The 21,461-nt window shown below is 69.7% G+C and carries 18 protein-coding genes and 1 pseudogene; 11 read left to right on the forward strand and 8 right to left on the reverse strand.

The window, feature by feature from the left end:
- The first annotated feature begins 105 nt into the window (after window positions 1-105).
- From ACLJN9_RS22140 to ACLJN9_RS22180, 9 genes and pseudogenes are all read left to right on the forward strand, one after another.
- Window positions 106-699, forward strand: a complete 594-nt coding sequence (locus tag ACLJN9_RS22140; RefSeq protein ID WP_410813402.1) for a hypothetical protein — start codon at window positions 106-108, stop codon at window positions 697-699.
- A 28-nt stretch (window positions 700-727) separates the two neighbouring features.
- Window positions 728-1,102, forward strand: a pseudogene (locus ACLJN9_RS22145) (NADAR family protein); the annotation flags it as partial.
- 217 nt (window positions 1,103-1,319) lie between these two features.
- On the forward strand, window positions 1,320-2,225 hold the full coding sequence (locus ACLJN9_RS22150; RefSeq protein WP_410813624.1) for an aminoglycoside phosphotransferase family protein: 906 nt from the start codon (window positions 1,320-1,322) through the stop codon (window positions 2,223-2,225).
- A gap of 622 nt (window positions 2,226-2,847) precedes the next feature.
- Window positions 2,848-3,810, forward strand: a complete 963-nt coding sequence (locus ACLJN9_RS22155; RefSeq protein ID WP_410813404.1) for a hypothetical protein — start codon at window positions 2,848-2,850, stop codon at window positions 3,808-3,810.
- A gap of 65 nt (window positions 3,811-3,875) precedes the next feature.
- Window positions 3,876-4,394, forward strand: coding sequence for a hypothetical protein (locus ACLJN9_RS22160; RefSeq protein ID WP_410813406.1), 519 nt, complete (start codon window positions 3,876-3,878; stop codon window positions 4,392-4,394).
- A 147-nt stretch (window positions 4,395-4,541) separates the two neighbouring features.
- Window positions 4,542-5,159, forward strand: a complete 618-nt coding sequence (locus ACLJN9_RS22165) for a 4'-phosphopantetheinyl transferase family protein (protein WP_410813407.1) — start codon at window positions 4,542-4,544, stop codon at window positions 5,157-5,159.
- 156 nt (window positions 5,160-5,315) lie between these two features.
- Window positions 5,316-6,494: a glycoside hydrolase 5 family protein gene (locus ACLJN9_RS22170; RefSeq protein ID WP_410813409.1), complete on the forward strand. Its 1,179-nt coding sequence runs from the start codon at window positions 5,316-5,318 to the stop codon at window positions 6,492-6,494.
- A gap of 106 nt (window positions 6,495-6,600) precedes the next feature.
- Entirely contained in the window at window positions 6,601-8,103 is a 1,503-nt protein-coding gene (locus ACLJN9_RS22175; RefSeq protein WP_410813625.1) for a protein kinase domain-containing protein, read from the forward strand.
- Window positions 8,104-8,333: 230 nt separating this feature from the next.
- Window positions 8,334-10,013: an MOSC domain-containing protein gene (locus ACLJN9_RS22180; RefSeq protein ID WP_410813410.1), complete on the forward strand. Its 1,680-nt coding sequence runs from the start codon at window positions 8,334-8,336 to the stop codon at window positions 10,011-10,013.
- On the opposite strand, the gene ACLJN9_RS22185 is transcribed toward ACLJN9_RS22180, so the two are convergent.
- The 5 genes from ACLJN9_RS22185 to ACLJN9_RS22205 form a co-directional block, all read right to left on the reverse strand.
- The gene (locus tag ACLJN9_RS22185) at window positions 10,008-10,454 is read right to left on the reverse strand and encodes a VOC family protein (protein ID WP_410813411.1); all 447 of its coding nucleotides are present in this window, start codon (window positions 10,452-10,454) and stop codon (window positions 10,008-10,010) included. The genes ACLJN9_RS22180 and ACLJN9_RS22185 overlap by 6 nt on opposite strands.
- The gene (locus ACLJN9_RS22190) at window positions 10,454-11,167 is read right to left on the reverse strand and encodes an SDR family oxidoreductase (RefSeq protein ID WP_410813412.1); all 714 of its coding nucleotides are present in this window, start codon (window positions 11,165-11,167) and stop codon (window positions 10,454-10,456) included. Before ACLJN9_RS22190 ends, ACLJN9_RS22185 begins: the two co-directional genes overlap by 1 nt.
- A gap of 26 nt (window positions 11,168-11,193) precedes the next feature.
- On the reverse strand, window positions 11,194-12,060 hold the full coding sequence (locus tag ACLJN9_RS22195) for a DUF427 domain-containing protein (protein WP_410813413.1): 867 nt from the start codon (window positions 12,058-12,060) through the stop codon (window positions 11,194-11,196).
- 37 nt (window positions 12,061-12,097) lie between these two features.
- Window positions 12,098-13,996, reverse strand: coding sequence for a Na+/H+ antiporter NhaA (locus ACLJN9_RS22200; RefSeq protein WP_410813414.1), 1,899 nt, complete (start codon window positions 13,994-13,996; stop codon window positions 12,098-12,100).
- A gap of 109 nt (window positions 13,997-14,105) precedes the next feature.
- Complete coding sequence (locus tag ACLJN9_RS22205) at window positions 14,106-14,708, reverse strand: sigma-70 family RNA polymerase sigma factor (protein WP_410813415.1); 603 nt, start codon at window positions 14,706-14,708, stop codon at window positions 14,106-14,108.
- A gap of 532 nt (window positions 14,709-15,240) precedes the next feature.
- Between ACLJN9_RS22205 and ACLJN9_RS22210 the strand changes: the two genes are divergently transcribed.
- Entirely contained in the window at window positions 15,241-17,784 is a 2,544-nt protein-coding gene (locus ACLJN9_RS22210; protein WP_410813416.1) for an AAA family ATPase, read from the forward strand.
- 26 nt (window positions 17,785-17,810) lie between these two features.
- On the opposite strand, the gene ACLJN9_RS22215 is transcribed toward ACLJN9_RS22210, so the two are convergent.
- The 3 genes from ACLJN9_RS22215 to ACLJN9_RS22225 all read right to left on the reverse strand — a co-directional run bounded on the left by ACLJN9_RS22215 (window position 17,811) and on the right by ACLJN9_RS22225 (window position 20,272).
- Window positions 17,811-19,280, reverse strand: a complete 1,470-nt coding sequence (locus ACLJN9_RS22215; RefSeq protein WP_410813417.1) for a dihydrolipoyl dehydrogenase family protein — start codon at window positions 19,278-19,280, stop codon at window positions 17,811-17,813.
- Between the two features lie 157 nt (window positions 19,281-19,437).
- Window positions 19,438-19,995: a gamma subclass chorismate mutase AroQ gene (aroQ, locus tag ACLJN9_RS22220; RefSeq protein ID WP_410813418.1), complete on the reverse strand. Its 558-nt coding sequence runs from the start codon at window positions 19,993-19,995 to the stop codon at window positions 19,438-19,440.
- 79 nt (window positions 19,996-20,074) lie between these two features.
- Entirely contained in the window at window positions 20,075-20,272 is a 198-nt protein-coding gene (locus tag ACLJN9_RS22225; RefSeq protein WP_410813419.1) for a hypothetical protein, read from the reverse strand.
- A 268-nt stretch (window positions 20,273-20,540) separates the two neighbouring features.
- Between ACLJN9_RS22225 and ACLJN9_RS22230 the strand changes: the two genes are divergently transcribed.
- On the forward strand, window positions 20,541-21,389 hold the full coding sequence (locus ACLJN9_RS22230; protein WP_410813420.1) for an SAM-dependent methyltransferase: 849 nt from the start codon (window positions 20,541-20,543) through the stop codon (window positions 21,387-21,389).
- Window positions 21,390-21,461: the final 72 nt, after the last annotated feature.

Below are 21,461 nucleotides of genomic sequence, written 5' to 3' on the forward strand. Positions count from 1 at the left end.
CGCAGCGCGCGGGTCTCCTCCTCCGCCTTCCCACTCTGCACCACCCATTCCGGCGGCTCCGTTGCAGGGCACCCGTCCTCGACGTGCAGCCGTTAGCCTCGCCCGGTGCGATACCTGAGCGAATCGTTCGCGGTCGGCGCGTTGCGACGATCGGCCTCGATCGAGCAGTTTCTTGGCCCCGCCTTTCTCGGCGATCGTCGAGGTGTCCGCTGGGTCGCCGTCGAGCCCCGGCGCAACGGTCGGTACGCGGTGGTGCTCTACCTCAACTGGGACATCGGCGGTGAGCACGTCGGCGATCTGCTGGAGTTCCCGCCGCTGGATCCCCGAGCCGACGACGCCGGTGTACTACTCGCCGAGGTCGGCGATGCCGTCGAAGCCCTCCACACCGCCGAACGGGTCACGAACGCTGAACGCGAGCGTTGGACGAACGCCGGCGTCGCCGCCGAGGACTACGTCGACTACGTACGGTCCGGTCGGCTGCCCGACCCGCTCACCAGGGACGCCGCGACCACCGTGGTACGCACTCTTGTGACCACCGGTGGCGGCGATGAAAGGATCGCCTCCTGGTGGCTGGACGGCCTTACGCGCCGGACGGGATGTCTGCACATCAGCGACATGATCTTCTGGCCCGCCGGCCGCTCCCGGACCGCCGAGGAGATCATCGACCACGCCTGGTCCTGCACCCCGATCAGCCTGTAGCAACCCCCACGACGAACATGACGCCGACGGCGACCAGGCGACGGCCGCCCAGATTCTGACGGTGGCGCATCCGCACGCGGCGAAGATCCTCGGCCGGCAGGTCACCGGCTTCGACCAGTAGGCATGGGAGCAGCACCGCTACGACATCGTGGTGGCCGCCAGCGTGGCGAAGTTCGACCAGCATCCCGCACTGCGCGCCTACCTGCTCGGCACCGGCGAGCGGGTGCTGGTGGAGGCCAGCCCTCTCGACCGGGTCTGGGGAATCGGCCTGGCCGCCGACCACCCGCACGCCGTCGACCCCGCACGATGGCGCGGGCTGAGCCTGCTCGGCTTCGCACTCATGCAAACCCGCGCGATCCTGCGTGAGCAGTCCGTAGGGCGGGAAGCTTCGGGGCACACGTGACGATCTCGGAGCCGTTCCGGGTGAAGATGATCGGCACACTGCCGGATGCGCCGAACCCCGAACCTGGCTGACCGACGGCGCACCACCAGAGCGCGGGAGACGACCGCTACACGGACACGGACGCAGTGCCTTCTCAACCAAGTCGGCTGAGAGCAGACGGCTCTGCCGAGAATCTGACTGGTCTGGCGTCTCCTACGACGGAATGATCCATGTGGTGATGCTTCACGAGAACGAGATCCCAGTGGACGAGGCAGTCGTCACGTCACTTCTGCGATGTCAACGCCCGGACTGGGCTTCGCTGCCACTGTCGCCAGCGGGAGCCGGCTCGGACAACACCATGTATCGGTTGGGAAACGACCTGCTCGTCCGGCTTCCGCGGACAGCCGACAAGGCTCGGTCCCTGAACAAGGAGCGGACGTGGCTCCCCCGACTTGGACCACTTGTGACCTGCCAAATTCCGGAGCCGGTCTATGCCGGCACGCCCGCCCCCGAGTTCCCTTTGCCCTGGTCCATCTACCGCTGGATCGACGGGACCGAAGTCGACACGAATGTCGTCCAGGACTGGGCCGCCGTCGGAACCGAGCTGGCGATGTTCGTCCACGAGCTGCACGACATCGACCTCATGGGCGCGTCTCGGACTGGTGAGCTGAGCTGGTACCGCGGAGGCAACCTGAGGGACTGCGACAAGTCGATCAGCATCTATTTCGAGAACTGCCGCACCACCACTGACCACGACCTGGACGTCGAACCGTTGGAACAACTCTGGCGCGCCGCCATCAGACTGCCCGCATCCTCCAGCCCTCACGTGTGGCTCCACGGGGACCTCAGGCCATCCAACCTCCTGGCCGCGAAGGGCAAGCTGCACGCCGTCATCGATTTCGGGTGTCTCTCCGTCGGCTTCCCCGCTGCCGAGCACGCCCCTGTCTGGGACCTGCCGGAGCCTGCGCGACAGGCCTACTGGAATGCCGCGAACCTTGACCACCTCACCTGGGCTCAAGCTCGGGCGTGGGCCATCTTCGTGGGCATTGCCGGATTCTCCTACTACCGAAACACCTGGCCCGCCTTCGCAACCGAATGCCGGACACGGCTCGAAAGGATCCTCACGGACGACGCAACACGCTGACCCCGGACCTTCGAGAAACCACTCAGCCCACCGCTAGGCAGTTGAGGCACACGCCTGCGGCCTACACGTACGGACGTCGATGTGTTGCAGAACGGGATCGTGTGCGGGCGAAGGAGCGCTAGACGAAACGCAGTCGACCCACCGGGTCCTCTGCCGAGTCGAGGAGGTGACAGCCGCACAGCCCGGCAAACGTTCGGGGTCAGATTCGCGCACAGCTGTTGCCCCCCGGCAGTGGGAACGTGGTCCCATTCGCGGGGGAGGACAGGCGGATCACTGCCGTCTTTCATTGGTTCATGGTTGCCAATCAGCGTTCCACAGTGGCTTGTCGAGCCGTCGACCGATCGTGCCCGCACGGGAGGGACGTTACGGCTACCGCTCTAGATGGTGCTGGCACCGGTCTGGGCGGGGGCCGGGCCGCCGGTCCCACCCTGGTCGAGATTGTCAAGCAGTGACGGCGCGGGGGCGACTGCTCGGTCGTGTGCCTGTTCCGGACCGGCACGGCCACGGGTCCGGTACGTCGTCGGGGCACCTTCGCGAGGGGGTTCACCTGTCGGATCGTTCCGCTCGTTCTCTCCGGGCGGCCGCGGCCGCCCGGGCCAGACGGTGGGCGGTGGCGTGCGCCGTGTTCGTCGTCGGTGAGATCGCTCTGCGTGCGTACTGGATCGTGGGTGGCCGGTGGGGGTACACCGCCTGCGACCGGACCGATCTGGTCGATCCGGCAGGTGGATGCGGTGCTGACCGCATCGAGTCGCTGCCGTTCTCGGCGGGCTGGGCAGCGGTAGGAGTCGGCGTCGGCCTCGCGGCGGTGGTCGTGTGCGCGGTCCGCTTCCCGGCCCGCTGGGCGGCGGCCGCCAGTTGGGCGGCGGCCGCGCTGCTCCTGGTCGTCGCGTTTCCGCTGCACCTGCTCTTCGAGATCCCGGCGGCCTTGGCGGGGCGTCCCTCGGACTGGCGTGACCTCGGCGCCCGGCTCGCGCTGGTGGCCGGGGGCATGCTGTTCGCCGGGCTGGCGAACACCTGCGGTCCGCAGCGGGGGTCCGTCACTCCCGGCTACCGGCCCGTTCCCCGGTGGACCCGGATCTGGGCGTATGTAGCCGTCGCCCTGCCGGTGGTCGGTTGGGCGGCGCCGCACGGGCTCTGGGTGCTCGGCGTCCCGTTCGGGATCCCCGAGCGGCAACTGGATGACATCCACCGCGACCTCTCGACGCCGACGGGCGTCGCGATCACCGTCGTTCCGCCGCTCGCCGGCCTGCTCGTCCTCGGGTTGGTACAGCGGTGGGGGCAACAGTTCCCGCGTTGGGTGCCGGGACTCGGCCGTCGACCAGTCCCCCGACTGCTGGCGGTGGTTCCGGCCGGCGTGGTGGCGCTCGCGCTGATCACCTACGGCGCATTGAGCGTCGCGGCGTTCGTGCGGCAGCTGCTCCTCGGCGACATGCGCTGGTCCGACGTGTGGGAGGGGTGGGCGGTGGCCGCCACGCTGCTGGTGTTTCTCGGCTGGGGAGTGGCGCTGGGCGTCACCACCACCGGTTACGCCCTCGCCACCCGGCCACGTCAAGAGCAGGCGTCGAACGTCAGCCTCACGCCGTGAGCCGCCGGTTGGACCAACCACGGCCAAAGCCGCAACGACGTCCGCCCGCCAAGATCGGAGAATTCATGACTGCCATCGACCCTGGCCGTACCTGGGCCGCCACCCCGTCGCCCTGGGCCGTCTGGGCGGCCTACGCGGTCCCGCTGTGCGTCCTGCCGTCCGCGGTCTGGCGACTGGCCCTCGTGTTCACCGACGATACCGTCCCCACGTGGTACATGATCTTCCTATCGGTCCTGTCGATGGGGCTGGCACTGTCGACACTCGGGCTGGTGCACCATTGGGGACAGGAGGTTCCGCACCTGGTACCGCTGCTCGGAGGCCGTCGGATACCGGCGCGGCCAGTCGTGATCGTCGCGCTGACCGGCGGTTCGTTGCTCGTCGCCATCAGCCTGTACTTCGTCCTGAACCAGACGTTCCACTTCGTGCCGCGCGGATGGAGGGGGCTTGGGCAGGACGAACCCGTACATCCCGTTCCCGGCTGGAACGTGCTCCGATACTACGCCCCACTGCTCGCCTGGGGTCCCCTCGTTCTAGCCGTGGCCACCGACTACCGCCGGCGCGTCGCCCGAGCCGCCCACCCGTAGAGAGACTGCTGTGCCGCACCCTTCGAGGGCTGACCGCCTCCGCCTCCCGGCGGACGGCCATCCGGTGCCCAGGACACCGGTCCGGCCCAGGGCCAGCGCGTCGATGATGGACTGGCGTACCTCGTCTGACATTGCTTGACTCCTCTTGTGGACTGGGTCGTGGTGCGGATCGCGAAGATCACCGCCGAATCCCGGGGTCGGGCGTCGGAATATCTGGTCAGCACCGCCGCCCACCTGCTCGGCGTGCCGGCCGGCGAGGTCGGCGTGGCACGGGACCAGACCGGCCGGCCCAGGCTCACCGGCGCGGCGCGAGGGTTGCACGCGAGTCTCAGCCACGGCTGCGGCGTGGTCGCGGTAGCCGTGTCTGCCGTCACGGCGGTCGGCGTGGACATCGAGCGCGATCGCGCTCTGCCCGGTGAGGCGCTGGCCCGTCGCTGGATGACGGCGGCCGACGCGGACTGGCTGACCGACCAACCGGCACCGTTGCACACCAGCGCGTTCCTGTGGCTGTGGACGCAGAAGGAGGCCATCGGCAAGGCACGCGGCACCGGCCTGCGCGGCGGTGGTCTACGGCAGCCGCTGGTACTGCCGCCCGTCTGGCCGGACCCGCTGGGGTCGCTGCCGCTACGCCCCGTGCCCGGCAGCCGAGCCGGTGTGGCCTGCGGTGTGCTCCCCGACGGCCTGGTGCTGGCGGTGGCCGGGCAGGACAGGCCGCTCCCACACGGCGCTGCCGGCGGCATCCGGCTGGTCGACCGTCGTTGGTAGCTGCCCGGCTTGATCGGCCGGCAGTGCGGCAGCACCTCCGGGACGGTCCCGCGTCGCCGGACGTCCGGCGACCAGCATCGGCCACCGGCTGACCGGGCGTCGGTCTCCTGCCTGATACTGACCAACCCTGCAACGCGCTCCCGGAGGCCCTGTCAGATGCGTTTCGGTGTCAACTACATCCCATCGCGTAACTGGCTCTACTCGTGGACCGACTGGGATCCGGGTGCTGTGGCGGCGGATCTGGCGGCGGTGCGGTCGCTCGGCTTCGACCACGTCCGGCTGCACCTGCTGTGGTCGCTGTTCCAGCCCAACCCGACCCTGGTCAGCCCGGTGCTGCTGGACCGCCTGGTGGCATTGCTCGACGCGTGCGCCGCGGAGGGTCTCCAGGCGCAGGTCACGGTGCTCAACGGCTGGATGAGCGGCTTCCTGTTCCGACCCTCGTGGATGTCGCCCGACCGCAGCTTCTTCGACGACCCGGAGGTGGTGTCGGCGGCGGAGCGCTACGTCCGGGCGGTGGCACGGACGATAGCCGCCCACCCGGCCGCGTTGGGCATCGACATCGGCAACGAACTCAGCGTGCTGGCCGACCATGAGCCGGTCTGGCCTGCTCCGCTCTCCGCCGACGGCTGGGCCGGCAACCTGCTGCGGGCCTGTGCGCAGGAGATGCCGAACGGCACGCACTGCAACGGCGTCGACCATCGACCCTGGCTGACCCGGACCGCGCCGTTCGGCCGCGAGCGGTTGGCCGCCGACGGATCGGTCACCGTGGTGCACGCCTGGCCGTACTTCACCGGCGCGTTCGCCCGCTACGGGCATCGCGACGGCCGGGCGTTGCACATCGGCGCGTACCTGGTCGAGCTGGCCAACGCCTACGCCGCGACACCGCACCGGCAGGTCTGGGCCCAGGAGATCGGCCTGTCCGAACAATGGGTACCGGCCGCGGACATCACTGACGCGGCAGCCCACTTCCTGCGCAGCACGGCCAGTGCCAGCCAACTGTGGGGCGTCACCTGGTGGTGCAGCCACGACATCGATCCAGCGCTCACCGGCTTCGCCCCACTGGAGTACGACCTCGGCCTGCTCACCACCGACAACGCGGTGAAGCCGATGGGCGCGGCGGTCGCCGCCGCGATCCGGGATCACCGCGACATACCACCGGCGACGCGGGACACCGCGATCGTCCTCCTCGACGAGGACGGTCTGCGAACCATGGACACCTTCCTGGAACTGGCCGCCGACGGCGTGCATCCGCGCATCGTGCTGCCCTCCAAGGCCCAGGACGAGGCGCACCTACACGCTCGGGGCATCCGCCACGTCGTCACCCCCGACCGCTGAGGCAGACGGTCTCGTCCCGCAGACGCGCGTCGATCGTGATCATGTCTGAGCTGCGCCCGACGGTCACCATGCCGCTGCGGCTTCACTCTGGCAAGCTGTCCCGGTGATGGTCGGTGATCTGTTGGACGACAGGTATCAGATCGAGAGCCGTCTCGGTGCTGGTGGCATGTCGGTCGTCTGGCGGGCGTGGGACCGAGTTCTCGAACGTGCGGTGGCCGTCAAGGTCCTGGCCGGCGCGCAGGCCGCCGCCCAGGGGGCACGACAACGCATCCAGGCAGAGGCCAGGGCCGCGGCGGGCCTGTGGCACCCCCACGTGACGAGCGTGTACGACTATGGCGAGCACACCGACGCTGCCGGTCGTCCGGTGTCGTATGTGGTGATGGAACTGCTGCCCGGCCAGAACCTGTCCCGGCGACTTGCCGCCGGCCCGCTACCGCCGGCCGCCGCGATGCGAACATGCGCGCAGGTCGCCGAGGCGCTCGCCGCCGCACATGAACGTGATCTGGTCCACCGGGACATCAAGCCGTCCAACGTGATGCTGACACCAGCCGGTGTGAAGGTGGTCGATTTCGGAATCGCCAGCACGGTCGGCCGACCGGAGCTGGAGGCGGACGGACAACTGTTGGGCACCGCGGCCTACCTCGCGCCCGAACGACTCGAAGGTGGCACCGTCCTGCCTGCCTCCGACGTCTACGCGCTCGGGCTGTTGCTGTACCGGACGCTGACCAATGAGCTGCCGTGGTCGGCGGAGACCCCCACGCAGATGATGAATGCTCACGTGTACGTCGATCCGGCACCGCTGCCTGCTATCGAGGGAGTGTCACCCGAGGTTCAACGTCTCCTCGACCGTTGCCTCGCCAGGGATCCCGCCGATCGTCCGGGCGCCGGCGAGGTGGCGATGGCGTTGCACGGCCTGACCGATGACGCCGAGCGGCGGGTGGACGAGACGGCGCAGCGGGTGCCCGCCGCTCCGGTGTCGGCCCCGGCCACCGCCGGTTCCTCTGCCGGTCGGCGTCGCCGCATTCCCCGTGCCGTGTCGATCCCACTGGTCCTGACGGCGGCGGCAGGGATCATTGCGCTCCTGCTCCCCCAGTTCTCAGCCGACGACGGCAGCTCGGGCGGGGCCGCCTCTCGTCCCGGCGCCACCCCACCCGGCACCGCCTTCGATGCACCTGCCGCTGATCCATCTGCTTCCCGGCAGACCTCCGGCGGGCCCGCCCCAGTCTCGCGACCAAGCCGTACGCTGGCCGTTCCGCCTGAGCCGGCCAGACCTACCGCCGGAGCCAGTGCCTCGGCCAGCGTCGGCCGCACCACCCCACCCGGCGCAGGGCAGCCGGCGGGGCCCTCGGGTGCCGCACCGACGCTCGCCTCCGCAGAGCCAGGTACACCCGTTGAGGCACTCGGTGGCGTCGTGACTGTGCTCTGCACCGGCGATCAGGCTCGCGTTGTCAGCCTTGTTCCCGCCCCGGGATACAGCATCAAGGATCAGAACTCGGGGCCTGCCAGGGAAATCAAGGTGGTGTTGCTGTCCACCGCCAACCAGAGCGAGGTCAAGGCGCGGTGCGACGACGGCAGGCCGATCCCGAAGATAAAGGAGACCCGTCGGTGAACGCACCGTCGGCCTCGGCGGGTGAGCTCCACGACGGTCGCTGATCGCGCCACTGTCGGCACGGCACCGTCTACCGGTCCGGTCGCTCTTCGGCCGCCTGGCCCACGACCGACTGCTGTCGGATTCGCGTGAGCCACACCACGCGACGACGGTGGCGGGTAGCAGAACTTCCGGTCCGGCGGGACGTGGAACGACGCAGGGAGACTGCTGTCGGCTGATTCGGAGAAGCGATGACCAGGCCCAGGCTTCTGTCGGTCAATGTAGGAATGCCCAGGAACGTCGAGTGGCACGGCCGCGCGGTCCGGACCGGGATGTGGAAAGAGTCGGTTGACGGCCCGCGCATGGTGCGGCGGCTCAATCTCGACGGAGACGGTCAGGGAGATCTGGCCGGGCATGGCGGCGAGCAGCGCGCGGTGTTGGTCTACCAGCGCGAGTCCCTCGAATACTGGCGGGCCTTCCTCGGCCGCGACAGCTACGAGTATGGGGATTTCGGCGAGAACTTCACAGTCGAAGGGCTGCCGGACGACGAGGTGTGCGTCGGCGACCGCTACCGCATCGGCGAGGCCGAGTTCGAGGTCACCCAGCCGCGGGTGACCTGCTATCGGCTCGGCCTCCGGATGAACGCGCCGACCATGCCGGCGTTACTGGTCGCGCACCACCGGCCCGGCTTCTACCTCCGGGTCATCACCGAGGGCCGGGTGCAGGCGGGCGACGAGATCGTCCGAACCAGGCGCGGACCGCACGAGCTGACCGTGGCCGAGATCGACGCCCTGTTGTATCTGCCGGACCGCGATGTGGGGCGGCTGCGCGACGCGGTGGACGTTCCGGCACTGAGCCCCGGCTGGCAGCAGTCCTTCCATGACCTGCTGGCCGGTGGTGCGGCCCCGGCGGTCGGCGTCGAACCGGGCTGGAAGGGTTTTCGTCCGCTGGCGGTCATCGGGATCCAGCGCGAGAGTTCCACCATCATCTCCGTACGCCTCGCGGCTGCCGACGGCACGAAACTGCCGAGCGCCCTGGCGGGTCAGTACCTGACCGTACGCGTGCCGGGCGCGGCCGAACCGTCGCCGGTGCGCAGCTACTCGCTGTCGTCCGGGCCGGACGAAGAAACGTACCGGATCAGTGTGAAACGCGACGGGCTCGTCAGCAGCTATCTGCACTCCCAACTGGCTATCGGTGACGTTCTTCAGGTGGCGGCGCCGCGCGGCGATTTCGTGCTGGACGGCGGTGACGGCCCGGTGCTGCTGATCTCGGCCGGCGTCGGCGTGACACCGCTGCTGGCCATGCTCCACCGGCTGGCGAGCGACCGCACGCACCGGCAGATCTGGTGGTTGCACGCCGCGCACGACATCGAGCAGCAGCCATTCGCCGCCGAGTCGCGGCGGCTGCTGAAGCTGCTGCCGAACGCCCGTGCGGAGATCTTCCTCAGTGACACCCGCCGGATGACGGCCGAGCGCCTCGCCGACCTCGGACTGCCCCGCGACGCCACCGCGTACGTCTGCGGTCCGGAGCGATTCATGGCCGAGATTGGCCAGGCTCTCGCCGATCAGGGCATCGTCGTGCGCACGGAGTCATTCCGCGGACGCTCCCGTCTACACCCGGGCACGGCCGGCGCAGACGACCCCGCGCCCCATCAGCCCGCCGGAGTGGCTGGCACCGGAGCGCTGGTCACGTTCGTTCGCAGCGGCCTGACGGTGCGCTGGCGCGACAGCGATGCGTCGTTGCTGGAACTGGCGGAAGCGTGCGACGTGCCGACCCGATGGTCGTGCCGCACGGGCGTCTGCCACAACTGCACCACGCCGCTGCTGAGCGGCTCCGTCGCCAATGAACCGGAGCCGCTGGAATCGCCGGCCGGGGGCGAGGTGCTCATCTGTTGCTCACGCCCGGCCGGCGATGTGGTGCTCGACCTATGAATCGGTGTTCCGGCCGGCGAAACCCCGCTCCTGCAGGGTCCAGAGGTTGCCGTCCGGGTCCCGCAAATCGGCGAAGCTGGCGTAGTCGCGCCGGTCCGGGTCGAGACCTGGCGCGAAGTCTCCCTGCCAGTCGACGCTGCGCTTGTGCCGAATCGGCTCGACGGTGACACCCGCGTCGGTCAGATTCCGGTGCGCCAGCTCGATGTCGTTGACGACGAGGCACAGCCCGTCGACGGCGCCCGGCGCCATCGCCGTCAGGCCCATCCCCAGCTGTACGGAGCACGAGGAGCCGGGCGGGGTCAGCTGCACAACCCGGAACCGGTCGTTCGGGTGGTAGTCGACATCGAGGTGGAAGCCGAGTTTGTCCCGGTAGAAGGCGAGGGATCGGTCGACGTCGCCGACGGGGACGACGACGACCTCGAGGCGGAGGGGGCTCATCATCAGACCAGCGTCTCGCCACCGTCGACGCCCAGCGTGGTGCCGGTCGTGAAGGTGCTCGTGAGGGCATAGAGGACCGCCCGGACGGCGTCGCCCGGGTTGCCCACCCGCCCGGCCGGGTTGTGGGCCGCCCGGCGTGCGAACAGCTCGGCTTTCTGCTGCTCGCCGAGCGCGTCGTAGGCGCCGCTGTCGATGGTTCCCGGCGAGACCGCGTTCACCCGCAGCGGGGCGAGCTCCACGGCCAGGGCCCGGGTGACCGCGTCGACGCCGCCGTTGGTGGCCGCGACCGCCAGCATGCCCGGCGCCGGCTTGCGGGCGGTGGCGCCCGAGAAGAAGACGAAGCTGCCGTCCTGCGGCATGCGCGGCGCGAAGTGTTTGGCCAGCAGGATCGGGCCGAGCACCTTGGTCGACAGGGACTGCAGCACGGCGGCTGGCTGCAGGTCGTTCAGGCGCCCGCGAGCCCGGGCCGACGCTGTCGACACGACGTGGTCGACGTGACCCAGCCGTTCAGCGAGCGCTGCCACGCTCGCCTCATCGGTGACGTCGACGGAATCGATGGTGAGATCCTCGCCGTACGCGTCCGCCAGGGCGTCGCGGTTGCGGGAGGCGACGACCACGGTGGCGCCGGAGTCGCGTACGGCGGCGACGATCGCACCGGCAATGCCGCCGCTGCGGCCAATCACCAGCACTGTTCGGTTTTCCAGTTCGGTGTTCATGACTCTGTTGCTCCTGTCCGGGAACACTAGGTGAGGGGCTTGGTGATCTCGTCGGCGTCGAGGCCGCGGTCGAGGCCGTGCGCAACGACGGTCTGGCCGGGTTCCAGACGCAGGCGCACACCGTCGAGGACGACGTCGATCCTGTCGGGCTCGAAGGAGAGGAACCCGCTGATGCGGGCGACCTCGGTCCAGGCCTCGGGGTAGCCCCAGGCCGCGCCAGTGCGCAAGCCGACGTCGTAGTACCTGGCCAGACCCTTGTAGGGGCAGAAGGTCCGAACGTCGGTCTCGGTCAGGGCGCTCAGAGCGACATCCTCGCGCGGTAAGTACCAGCGCGGTGCGAAACCGGACTCGTAGAGCGCGAGCGGCCGCGTGGTGTCGGCGATCACGCGATCACCGTCAAGAACACGCAGGTGCCGGGAGGTGCGGCGGACGTCGATACGGTGGTACGGGTCGGCCGCGTGCCCGAGGATGCGCTCGTCCTCCTCGTAGAACGCGTCCATCGCCCGCCACGCGAATGCGACCCGCCCGCGCAATTCCTCGGCGTGCGACGGCGGATCCGAATGTTCCCAGGCTGCTCGCTCTGCGCGTCCGTCGCCGGCTTCGACGATGAACCATGAGGTCTCGCCGAGTTCACCATGTCGAGTGGTGCGAGTCGTCGGGAGGAGCACCCCGTCGTCGATCGAGGCGCGGGGGAAGTAGGCCACCGGATAACGACCGGGTTCGTGCAGCAGCAGCACGTCCTCGCTGTCGGCGATCCAGGCACCGCCGAAACGCACCCGCATGCGGCGGCGTAGCCGCTCGGCGAAGAGCAGCCGGTCGGGCAGCGGTTGCGGGACCAGGAATCTCCCGACCGCCCGTCCGGACAGCGGACCTTGTTGCCACGCGAGTCCCATGTCATCCCCCCTTGTTGACGTCGTCGGATGGAGTTGGTCAGCGGCTCACGACGGCGGCCTGGGCCCGAGCCTCGTCGATGACGCGGTTGAGAGTGGCGAGGTCCTGGGGTCCGTCGTGACGCTGGCCGTTGATGAAGAACGTGGGAGTGCCGGCCACACCGCTGCGGTCGGCCGAATCGATGTCTCGCTGAACCCGGGCCTCGTGCCGGCGGCGGACCAGGTCGTCGCGGAACTGGTCGAGGTCCAGGCCGAGCTGCTCGGCGTACCCGGTCAGGTCGTCGAGGGTGAGCCGGTCCTGGCGTTCGAGCAGCAGGGTGTGCATGGGCCAGAACGCGCCCTGATCCTCGGCGGCCTCGGCGGCCTCGGCGGCTTCCTGCGCATACGGATGCACGTCCGGCAGCGGCAGATGCCGCCACACATACCGCACGTCGGCGTTCTCGACGAGCAGCTCCTGGGCGGTGGGCCCGACCATCGCGGTCCACGGACATTCGAAGTCGCCGTACTCGACGACGGTGACGACGGCCGTGGGAGGGCCTTGGATGTGGTCGCGGTCGTCGTTCACCGGCTCGGCCAGGTCGACGAGCCGCCCCGCGGTGCCGAGCAACGCCCGCGCCCGTGCTCCCGCCGGAAGGGTCTCGATGATGCGATGGACGGCGAAGCTCAGCAGAGCCGCGCCGGCCGCGGCCGCGAGTGTGCCGATCTTCGCCTGGTCGAGCGCGTCGCCGCTGAAGGCCAGGTTCGCGATCAACAACGAGACGGTGAAGCCGATCCCGGCAATCGTGCCGCTCTCCAGGACCGCGCCCCAACCAACGGGTGGACGCAGCGAGCCTCCGCTGAGACGCTCCGCCAGCCAGGAGGTGATGACGACGGCGGCCGGCTTGCCCACGACGTAGGCGAGAACGACGCCTATCGTGATCGGCGATCGTAGCGCCTGGCCCACCATGTCGCCGTCGACAACGATGCCCGCGTTGGCCAGCGCGAACAGCGGGACGATCCCGTAACTGGTCGCTGCGTGCAGGGTGTGGCGCATCCGGGAGTTGGCCGACAGCGCACCGGTCAGGCTCCGGGTGGCCAGGGCCGCCAGCTTCGCCGACGGCTGCTCCCGGAACAGCCGGACCAGCCTGGTCGCCTCCTCCAGCTCGGTGCGGCTGGGCGTGTACGCCGTCGCGGCCAGCCCCGCGGCCAGCCCAGCGACCACCGGGTCGATGCCCGCCGACAGCAGCCCAGCCCAGGTCAACACGGTACCCAGCGCGAAACTCCAGCCTCGGAGCCGGTGCGGCAGGCGGCGCCCTGTCAGCAGGCCGGCGAAGGCCACCACGGCCACCACCATGCCAGGCACCGCGATGTGCTCGCTGTACGCGACGGCGATCACGATCAGGGCCACCAGGTCGTCGACGACGAACACGGTCAGGACGAAGGTTCGGATTCGCCCCGGTGCGTGTGCGGCAATCAGGGAGAAGGCTCCCAGCGCGAGCGCTGTGTCGGTGGACATCGCGATGCCCCAGCCCTGGGCACCAGCTCCCCCGTGGTTCACGATCAGATAGACGATGACCGGAATCACCATGCCAGCCCCTCCGGCGAGTACCGGGAGGGCCACGCGACGTCGCTCGCGCAGGTCTCCCAGGTCGAACTCCCGGCGCGCTTCGAGGCCGACGACGAGGAAGAACAGCGTCATCAACCCGCTGTTGACCCATGTGCGCAAGTCGAGGTGCGCCGCCCAGGGGCCGAGCTGGACGGTCAGGACCCAGGACCAGAAGCCGTCGTAGTCGAGCGAGGGCAGGTTCGCCCAGACGAGGGCGACGGCGACGGCAGCGACGAGGAGCGTGGCGCCGGCCGATCCGGAACGCGGGAACCCGCGGCGGGCCGTCGACCCGGCGGGCGTCATAGCCATCGACGTCGTCGGGTCCGGCTCCATCGTTCGTTGCACCTGCGGCATCGCTTTCCCTCGTGATCGGTCCGGACCGTTGCCACCCTGGCCGTTGGCCGTGGTCCTTCGCCTCCGTAAGTCCACCGGCCAACCCCGGGCAGGGCCACGGGGTTCTCGATCAGGCGGAGAAAACTGCTGATCTCAGAGAATTCATCGCGTAGAAGGCTCGCGACTTGGCCGTTCCGATCGGCACGGAAAGGAGGTCGGCGGCTTCGCCTGCGCTCCGGCTCTGCAGGTAGATCTCCTCGAACGCTCTGCGGCGCTCGGGGCTCAGCTTGCGGAACGCATCCAACATGGACTCGCGGGCTATGACGAAGTCCATCGGGTCCGACGGCGAGGAATAGTTCTGCAATTCACGTTCGCCCTGAAACTCCTGGGGACGCCGTCCGCGCTTGCGCGCCTCGTCCGCCGACACATTACGAGCGATCGTGAAGAGCCAGGACTGGATGTGGTCCTCGTCGACCGGGACGTCGCCGATGTGCCGCCAGACCTTCAACATCGTCTCCTGCAAGAGGTCTTCGACGATCTGCGGCCGGTAGGTGTTGATTCGTTTGAGGAACCGGAGCAGCACGCCGGAACGTTCCTCGAAGATCTGCCGCAACTGCTCCACGTCACGCCGCCGGAGGGAATTCCGGTCGTCGTCTCGTGGGAGTCGCCCCGACTCTCCGGCGACGTGCGGGCTCTCGTCCGGGCCGTCGAGGCGCGGAGTATGAACAACCATTATGTGCTCCTGGACAGCGTGGTCAGGTGAGCGGGGTTGCCGCAGCTCGCGTGCGGGCACGTCGGGGGCGGCCGGCCGGCTTACCTGTTAGTCGGGGACCCCGGTGGGCATGGCTCCTCCTTCGCCGCTGCGGATCGACCGTCAGGACGGTCTTCGACCTGTACGGTTGCGAGCTTGGCTCGGCGAGAAGGGGCTTCGCCTCCGAATCACCACGGGCCGACCCCCGGCCTGATCACGGGTGCCTGGCGAGACTTCGGCCGGCGACCGGTTCCCGGCGGCGTCGGCGTGGGCTGTCTCGGCCGCCTTGTCCTGTTCAGGCAGGGTGTTGGTGGCGGCGTCCTCCGCAGTGCACCGGCGTTGTCCGGCGCAGGGGTCACTGTCGCCGTAGGGCCGGACTGGTCGCCTCACAAGATCAACCAGCTGGACCCCGGGGTCTCGGGCCACTGCCCCGGGGGTACGGTCGCCAGGTCCGGGGGTGCAACCGGTGGCGGACTCGTGACTCGATCCGGCCGGCGACGCGCAGGATTGTCCTGTGGACGTCGACCCAGATGCCGAGGGCTTGCCGGCCAGCCCTCGACCGCCGCTGTACGGCCCTGACGAGGAAGACCGACTCGAGGACCTGAGACGGCGTACGGCCGCCGGTCGCGGCGGTGGGATACGCATCGTCGGAAACCGCGGCATCGGACGGTCATCAGGCCTGGATCATGTGCTCGACCAGGTTGCCGACTTCCGCGTGCTCCGGGTTCGAGCGGTCGCGGCCGAGCAGGAGATATCATTTGCGGCCCTGCACCTGCTCTGTCGTGAGCTGCTCGACCACTGCGCGTTCCTTCCGGCCGCCCATCTCGCGACACTGAAGGCCGCGTTCGGCCTGATCGACGAGCCCAGGCCCGCCGTCGGCACGGTCGCTGCCGCCGTGCTCGAGTTGTTCAGCGGCATCGCCCAGGTGCAGCCCGTCTGCGCCGCCGTCGACGACGCCCACTGGCTGGACGAGGCCACCGCCGAGGTTCTGGCTTTCCTCGCCGCCCACGCAACCCGGCGAGCCTTGATGATCGTGATCGCCGGCACGCACACCCCGCGGCTCGACCCGTTCGGGCAGATCCCGACGATGCGCTTGCGGCCGATCGGTCGCGGCGAGCTCCGCGGGCACCTCAGGGCCGCCTGGCCGGGTCTCGTCGACGACGCCGTGGCCGAACGCATGCTGGCGGAGTCCGGCGGCAACCTGCGCATGCTGGTGGAGTCGCTCCAGTGCCACACGGTGGCCGAGCTGGCCGGAGGATTCGCGATCCCCGGCCCACGTCCCGTCCGTGCGTGCTCGCACGAAGGCTGCTGCCCGGACCGTGTCGGGCGTCTCACGCCGGTCTCCCGGCGGCTCCTGCTCGCCGCGGCAGCCGACCCGACCGGAGACGTCCTGCTCTTCACACGCATGGCCGCCGAGCTGGGCGCCGACCCGGAAGCCCTCGCCGCGGCCCATCTGGTCGAGGTCGGCGATCATGTCACCTTCGCCTGCCCAGACCTGAGGTCGGTCAGCTACCACTCGGCCGCGCCCGACGAACGGCGATCGATCCACCGCAAGCTCGCCGAGAACACCGCCGGCGATCCGACGCGGCGGTTGTGGCACCTCGGCCTGGCGGCCGCAGCCCACGACGACGACCTCGCCGGCGACCTCGAGACCCACGCCGACCTGGCGCAGCCCCGCGGCGGGACAGCGGCCCGGGCGGCGTTCCTGGAGAGGGCGGCCCTGCTCACCAGCGACGCGGCCGGACGCGCCGACCGTGCGCTCGCGGCGTCGGCCGCGATGTACGACAACGGTGACCTCGCCGGCGCCCAGCGGCTCCTGGCCCTGGTGGCGACGGAGTCGCAGGACGCCGTCCGCTCGGCTCGGCGGAACTGGCACCAGGCCCGGATCACGACCGTCGTGCGTCCCGGTAAGGGCTCCGCGCGCCAACTGCTGGAGGCGGCCCGGCGACTGTGGCCACTCGACCCGGCCGACGCACGGGAGGCGTACCTCGATGCCCTCCTCGCGGCGACGTTCGCCGCCGGACCCACGGATCGCGCGCTGCTGCTCGTCACGGCGACCGAGGGCCGCGCCGCCGCGTGCCAACAACTTCGCCGGCCGGCCGATCAGCTGCTGTTCGGGCTGGCCACGCGGGTACTCGACGGCTATGCCCGCTCGGTTGCCCCAGTTCGGGCCGCGATCTCGGCGTTCCGGGACCCGTCTCTCGACCTGCGAGCGACACGCTGGCTCGGCCTTGCGGGTCTGCTCGCCGCAGACGTGTGGGACGGCCAGGCGTGGCGAGACCTTGCTCAGCGCTACGCCGCGACCGGACGGGACCCACGGCTGGACAGCCCGCTCCCGCAGATCACCGCGAGGGCCCGCAGTCACGACGCCGGGATCGCCGATGTGCTTGCGGCCGCGGCGCTACACAACGCGGCAGGGCAGTACGACCTGGCCGTCGAGGCGGCTGGCGAGGCGGTGCGCTCGGAGCATCCCGGCTTCACAGGCTGGGCGCTGACCGAGCTGGTCGAGGCAGCGGTCCGTGCGGGCGACGAGAGTCTGGCCGCGAAGACCGCGGCCCAGCTCTCTCAGCGCACCACCCCGGTGGGGAGCGACTGGGCGCTGGGCGTCCAAGCGACCGCCGAGGCGTTACTCGCCGAGGACCAGAACGCGGAGGCGTCATACCGGGAGGCCATCGAGCGGCTCGGCCGCACCGGCCTGCGCTATCGGCTGGCACGGGCCGAGCTGCTCTACGGCGAATGGTTGCGTCGGCGTAACCGGCGCGTTGACGCCCGGGCTCAGCTTCGCGCCGCGTGCGAGCATTTCGGCGAGCTCGGCGCCGTTGCTTTCGTCGAGCGGGCCCGCCGGGAACTGCTCGCGACCGGGGAGACCACGCGCAAACAGACCGACGAGAGCCGACGACAGCTGACCCCGCAGGAGACGCGGGTCGCATCGCTGGCCCGGGCCGGTTTCAGCAATGCCGAGATCGCCGCACAGTTGGTCATCAGCCCACGTACGGTCGAATACCACCTGTACAAGACCTTCGCCAAACTCGGCATCAAGTCCCGTGCGAAGCTGTAGCAGCTTCCGGATCTCTGCGGGCGCGGTCAGGCATTGGCACCGTCGCGATACGCCTCCAGCAGCCGCAGCCACACCTCACTGATCGTCGGAAATGACGGCACGGCGTGCCACAGCCGGCTGATGGGCACCTGCCCGGCCACGGCGACCGTGGCCGAGTGGAGCAGTTCGGCGACTCCGAGCCCCACGAAGGTTGCGCCGAGAAGGTGCTCGGTGGCGCTGTCGACGACCATGCGGGCACGGCCCTGGTAGTCGTCCGCGAACAGACGAGCGCCGGCGACGGTTGCCGCCATGTCGACGTCGACGACCCGCACATCACGGCCGTTGCGGCGCGCCTGCTGGGCGGAGAGCCCGACCGACGCAACCTCGGGATCGGTGAAGATGACCTGCGGCAGGGCGTGTACGTCAGCCGTCGCCGTGTGCACACCCCAGGTCGACGTGTCCAGGGCCTTGCCCGCGGCAACCGATGCGATGGCGTCGCCGACGATGCGGGCCTGGTACTTGCCCTGGTGGGTCAACAGCGCCCGGTGGTTGACGTCACCGATCGCGTACAGCCAACCGCCTTCGACGCCGTGTACCCGGCAGGTGTCGTCCACGTCGAGCCAGGACCCGGGCCTGAGCCCCACCGTTTCGAGACCGATGTCGCCCGTGAGCGGGACGCGGCCGACGGCGACGAGCACCTCGTCCGCTTCTACCTCGTCCCCCTCGTCGAGCACCAGCGTCACGGGACCGGCGGGTGACGGCCGGCGCATGGAGGTCACGGTCGCGTGATGGCGGACGTCGACCCCCGCCTTCCGCAGCGCCGCACCGACCATCTCGCCAGCGAAGGATTCGAGCTGTGGCAGGAGCCGCGACTCCCGCGCCACCAGCGTGACCGCGGACCCGAGGCCCTGCCAGGCGGTGGCCATCTCCACACCGACCGCGCCGCCGCCGATGATCGCCAAGCGGGCGGGTACGGCCGACGTGTCGGTGGCGGTCCGGTTCGTCCAGACCCACGCCTCGGCGATACCCGGCATGTCCGGGATCGCCGCGCGGCTGCCGGTGCAGACCACGACCGCGTGTCGGGCCGCCAGACCGACGATCTGATCCTCGGAGGTGACGACGGCGACCCGACGCGGACCGTCGACACGGCCGTGGCCACGGAACAGGTCGGCACCGATGTCCTTGACCCACTGCGCCTGCCCGGAGTCGTCCCAACCACTGACGAGCAGGTCGCGGCGACGGAAGACACCGGCAGCATCGACGGGCCCTGTGACGGCCTGCCGTGCGCCGTCGAGCCGGCGGGCCTCGTCCACCGCCACGACCGGGCGGAGCATCGCCTTGCTCGGGATGCACGCCCAGTAGGAACATTCACCGCCGACGAGCTCCTTCTCGACCACCGCCACGGTCAGGCCACCTGCCGTAGCGCGCGCGGCGACGCTCTGTCCGACTGGACCTGCGCCGATGACGATCACGTCGTAGGTCCTGTCCGCGGTAGCCTTGAATTCGGAATTTCCCATCATTCTCGCCTTTCGGAATCGCATGGTCGGGTCAGCTTCGATCACCGTTGCATTTCGTCGTTCCGAGTGAGTCCGTATTCGCCCCGGACCATCCCCGGGAATCCCGGCGAACCACCTGGGGCCGAACGGAGCGTCGGACCAGCACGATCCGCTGCCATCACCACTCGTGGCAGTCTCGGTGCGAGCCGTCAGACGTCGCGTTCGCGTCGGCACGTTCCCGGATCCGCCCGAGCGCGATGCGCAGGGCCTCCTCGTGCAGACCGTGCAGTGACTCGTGGAGCGTGCCGTCGAGACGGTCTGCCGCCTTCCGGGCGCACTCGAGTGCCTTCAGCCGCAGAAGCATCTGCTCAGTGATCATGTCGAGTTGCGGACGCACATCGGAGTCCAGATTCGGCCGGCACCGTGGCCGGAGTTCCGGATGATCCATCCACAGGGCGTGCAGGCACCGCTGGAGCACCTTGTTGGCCTCGATCTGGGCCCGGAAGAAGCGACGGCTGAGCAACGGGTCGAGTCCGATCTCCCGGGAACGCGCGACGACGTCCGCGAGCAGCCGCTCCTCCCGAGCTTCGTCGTTGATCGGGATCGTGCTGCCGTACTTGGCGGCGGCGACGTCGTCGCCGAGCGCGAGCCGTTGCACGGCGAGTGCCCTGAGCAGTGACTCCTGCTCATCCACGTCGTCGGCGGACGCCCGGCTGTTCAGGTCTGGACGTTCCATAAACGCTGTCACGTCGGCTCCGGCGCCCGGTTCGGCTGCGCGTCTGTGCCCACCGCCACGTTGCACGTCACCTGCGGCCTCAGCGCAGCAGCGGCATGACCTTCGCGAAGGTGTGCATGTCCTGTTCCAGCACGCTGATGTAGGTGACGCCAAACTGCTCGTGATAGCGCGGCAGGCGTTCGGCGATGGCGGCCGGCGATCCGACGAGAAACGCCGGCAGCTTGGCGACCTCGTCGGGCGACCTGCCGGACAGGTGAGTGCCCGAGGTCAGATCCACGTCCGAGACCGTCGTCCGCACACCGGCCACGAACAGGTACGGGTCGCCAGCCCGGTGCCCCGGGAGACCGAGGTCACGGGAACCCGGCCCGGACTCCGCCGTGATGTCAGGCATGAACACGACACCGACCGACAGGGTCGAGCTCATCGGCGAGGCCCGCAGTCGTCTCGCCGCGTGGTCGGAGGGTGCGCAGGCGCTGTCTCTGCTCTCCTCGGTCCACCGGCTGGGGTGGGCGCAATTCCTGCGGGAGCCACGATCCTTCGCGGAGTTGGCCCGTCACACCGCTATCCCGCCGCAGCGGTTGCGTGACGGCCTCGACGCTCTTGTCAGCCTCGAGATCGTCGAGCAGACCGGGGACGAGCTGCGGCTGACCGCCCCGTTCGCCGAGATGCTGACGCCCGACGGACTCCTCTCCCTCGGCGACAAGCTCGACGAGGCCCACCTGATGGCCCGGCTGGTGGGCGAAGCGGTCGAGGTCAACGGATTGCCGATGCTGAGCAGCGACGATGCGTTGACGGCTGCTCGAGGTGCCACGTTCCAACCCACCGAGGTCGGCCGGGCGATCTTCCGCCAGACGCTGGACCGCGTGCCGGAGTACGCCGCCGCCATCGGACAGGGCCGGGTGCTGGACGTCGGCTGCGGTGTGGCCAGCGGGCTGCTCACCACGGCAGCGCTCTTTCCCGAGATCTACGGCTTGGGCCTCGAGTTGGTGCCTGCGGTGGCGGCGGAAGCCACACGGCGTGCGGCGGCTCACGGGGTCGCCGACCGCATCGAGATCCGCGCGGCGGACGCCCGTCACCTCGACGAGACCGCCGCCTACGACGCGTGTTTCTGGGCTCAGCCGTTCTTCAGTGCCGACGCACGCCTGCCCACCCTCAGGGCGATCCATCGTGCGCTCGCCCCCGGCGGGATCCTGCTCGAACAGGAGCTGGACAGCAAGCCGACCGACATCGAACACGCGTCGGCGTTCGCGCTGCGCCGCATGGTGTTTCAGGGCTGGGGCGCTCCGTTCGCGTCGACGGCCGAGCAGCTCGCCGTTGAGGCCGGGGCGGTGGGCTTCACTCTGGTGCGCATCGCCACGACGAACCTCGGCCGCATGGTCGTCCTACGTCGTTAGGACCTCGGCAGAGCTTGTGAGAGGTTATTCGGCCCTCCGTTTGCCGCAGCCCCGATCCGGAAAGGATCTTGT

Origin of the sequence: Micromonospora sp. 067-2 (genome assembly GCF_046549295.1) — a bacterium.
Classification (GTDB): Bacteria; Actinomycetota; Actinomycetes; order Mycobacteriales; family Micromonosporaceae; genus Micromonospora.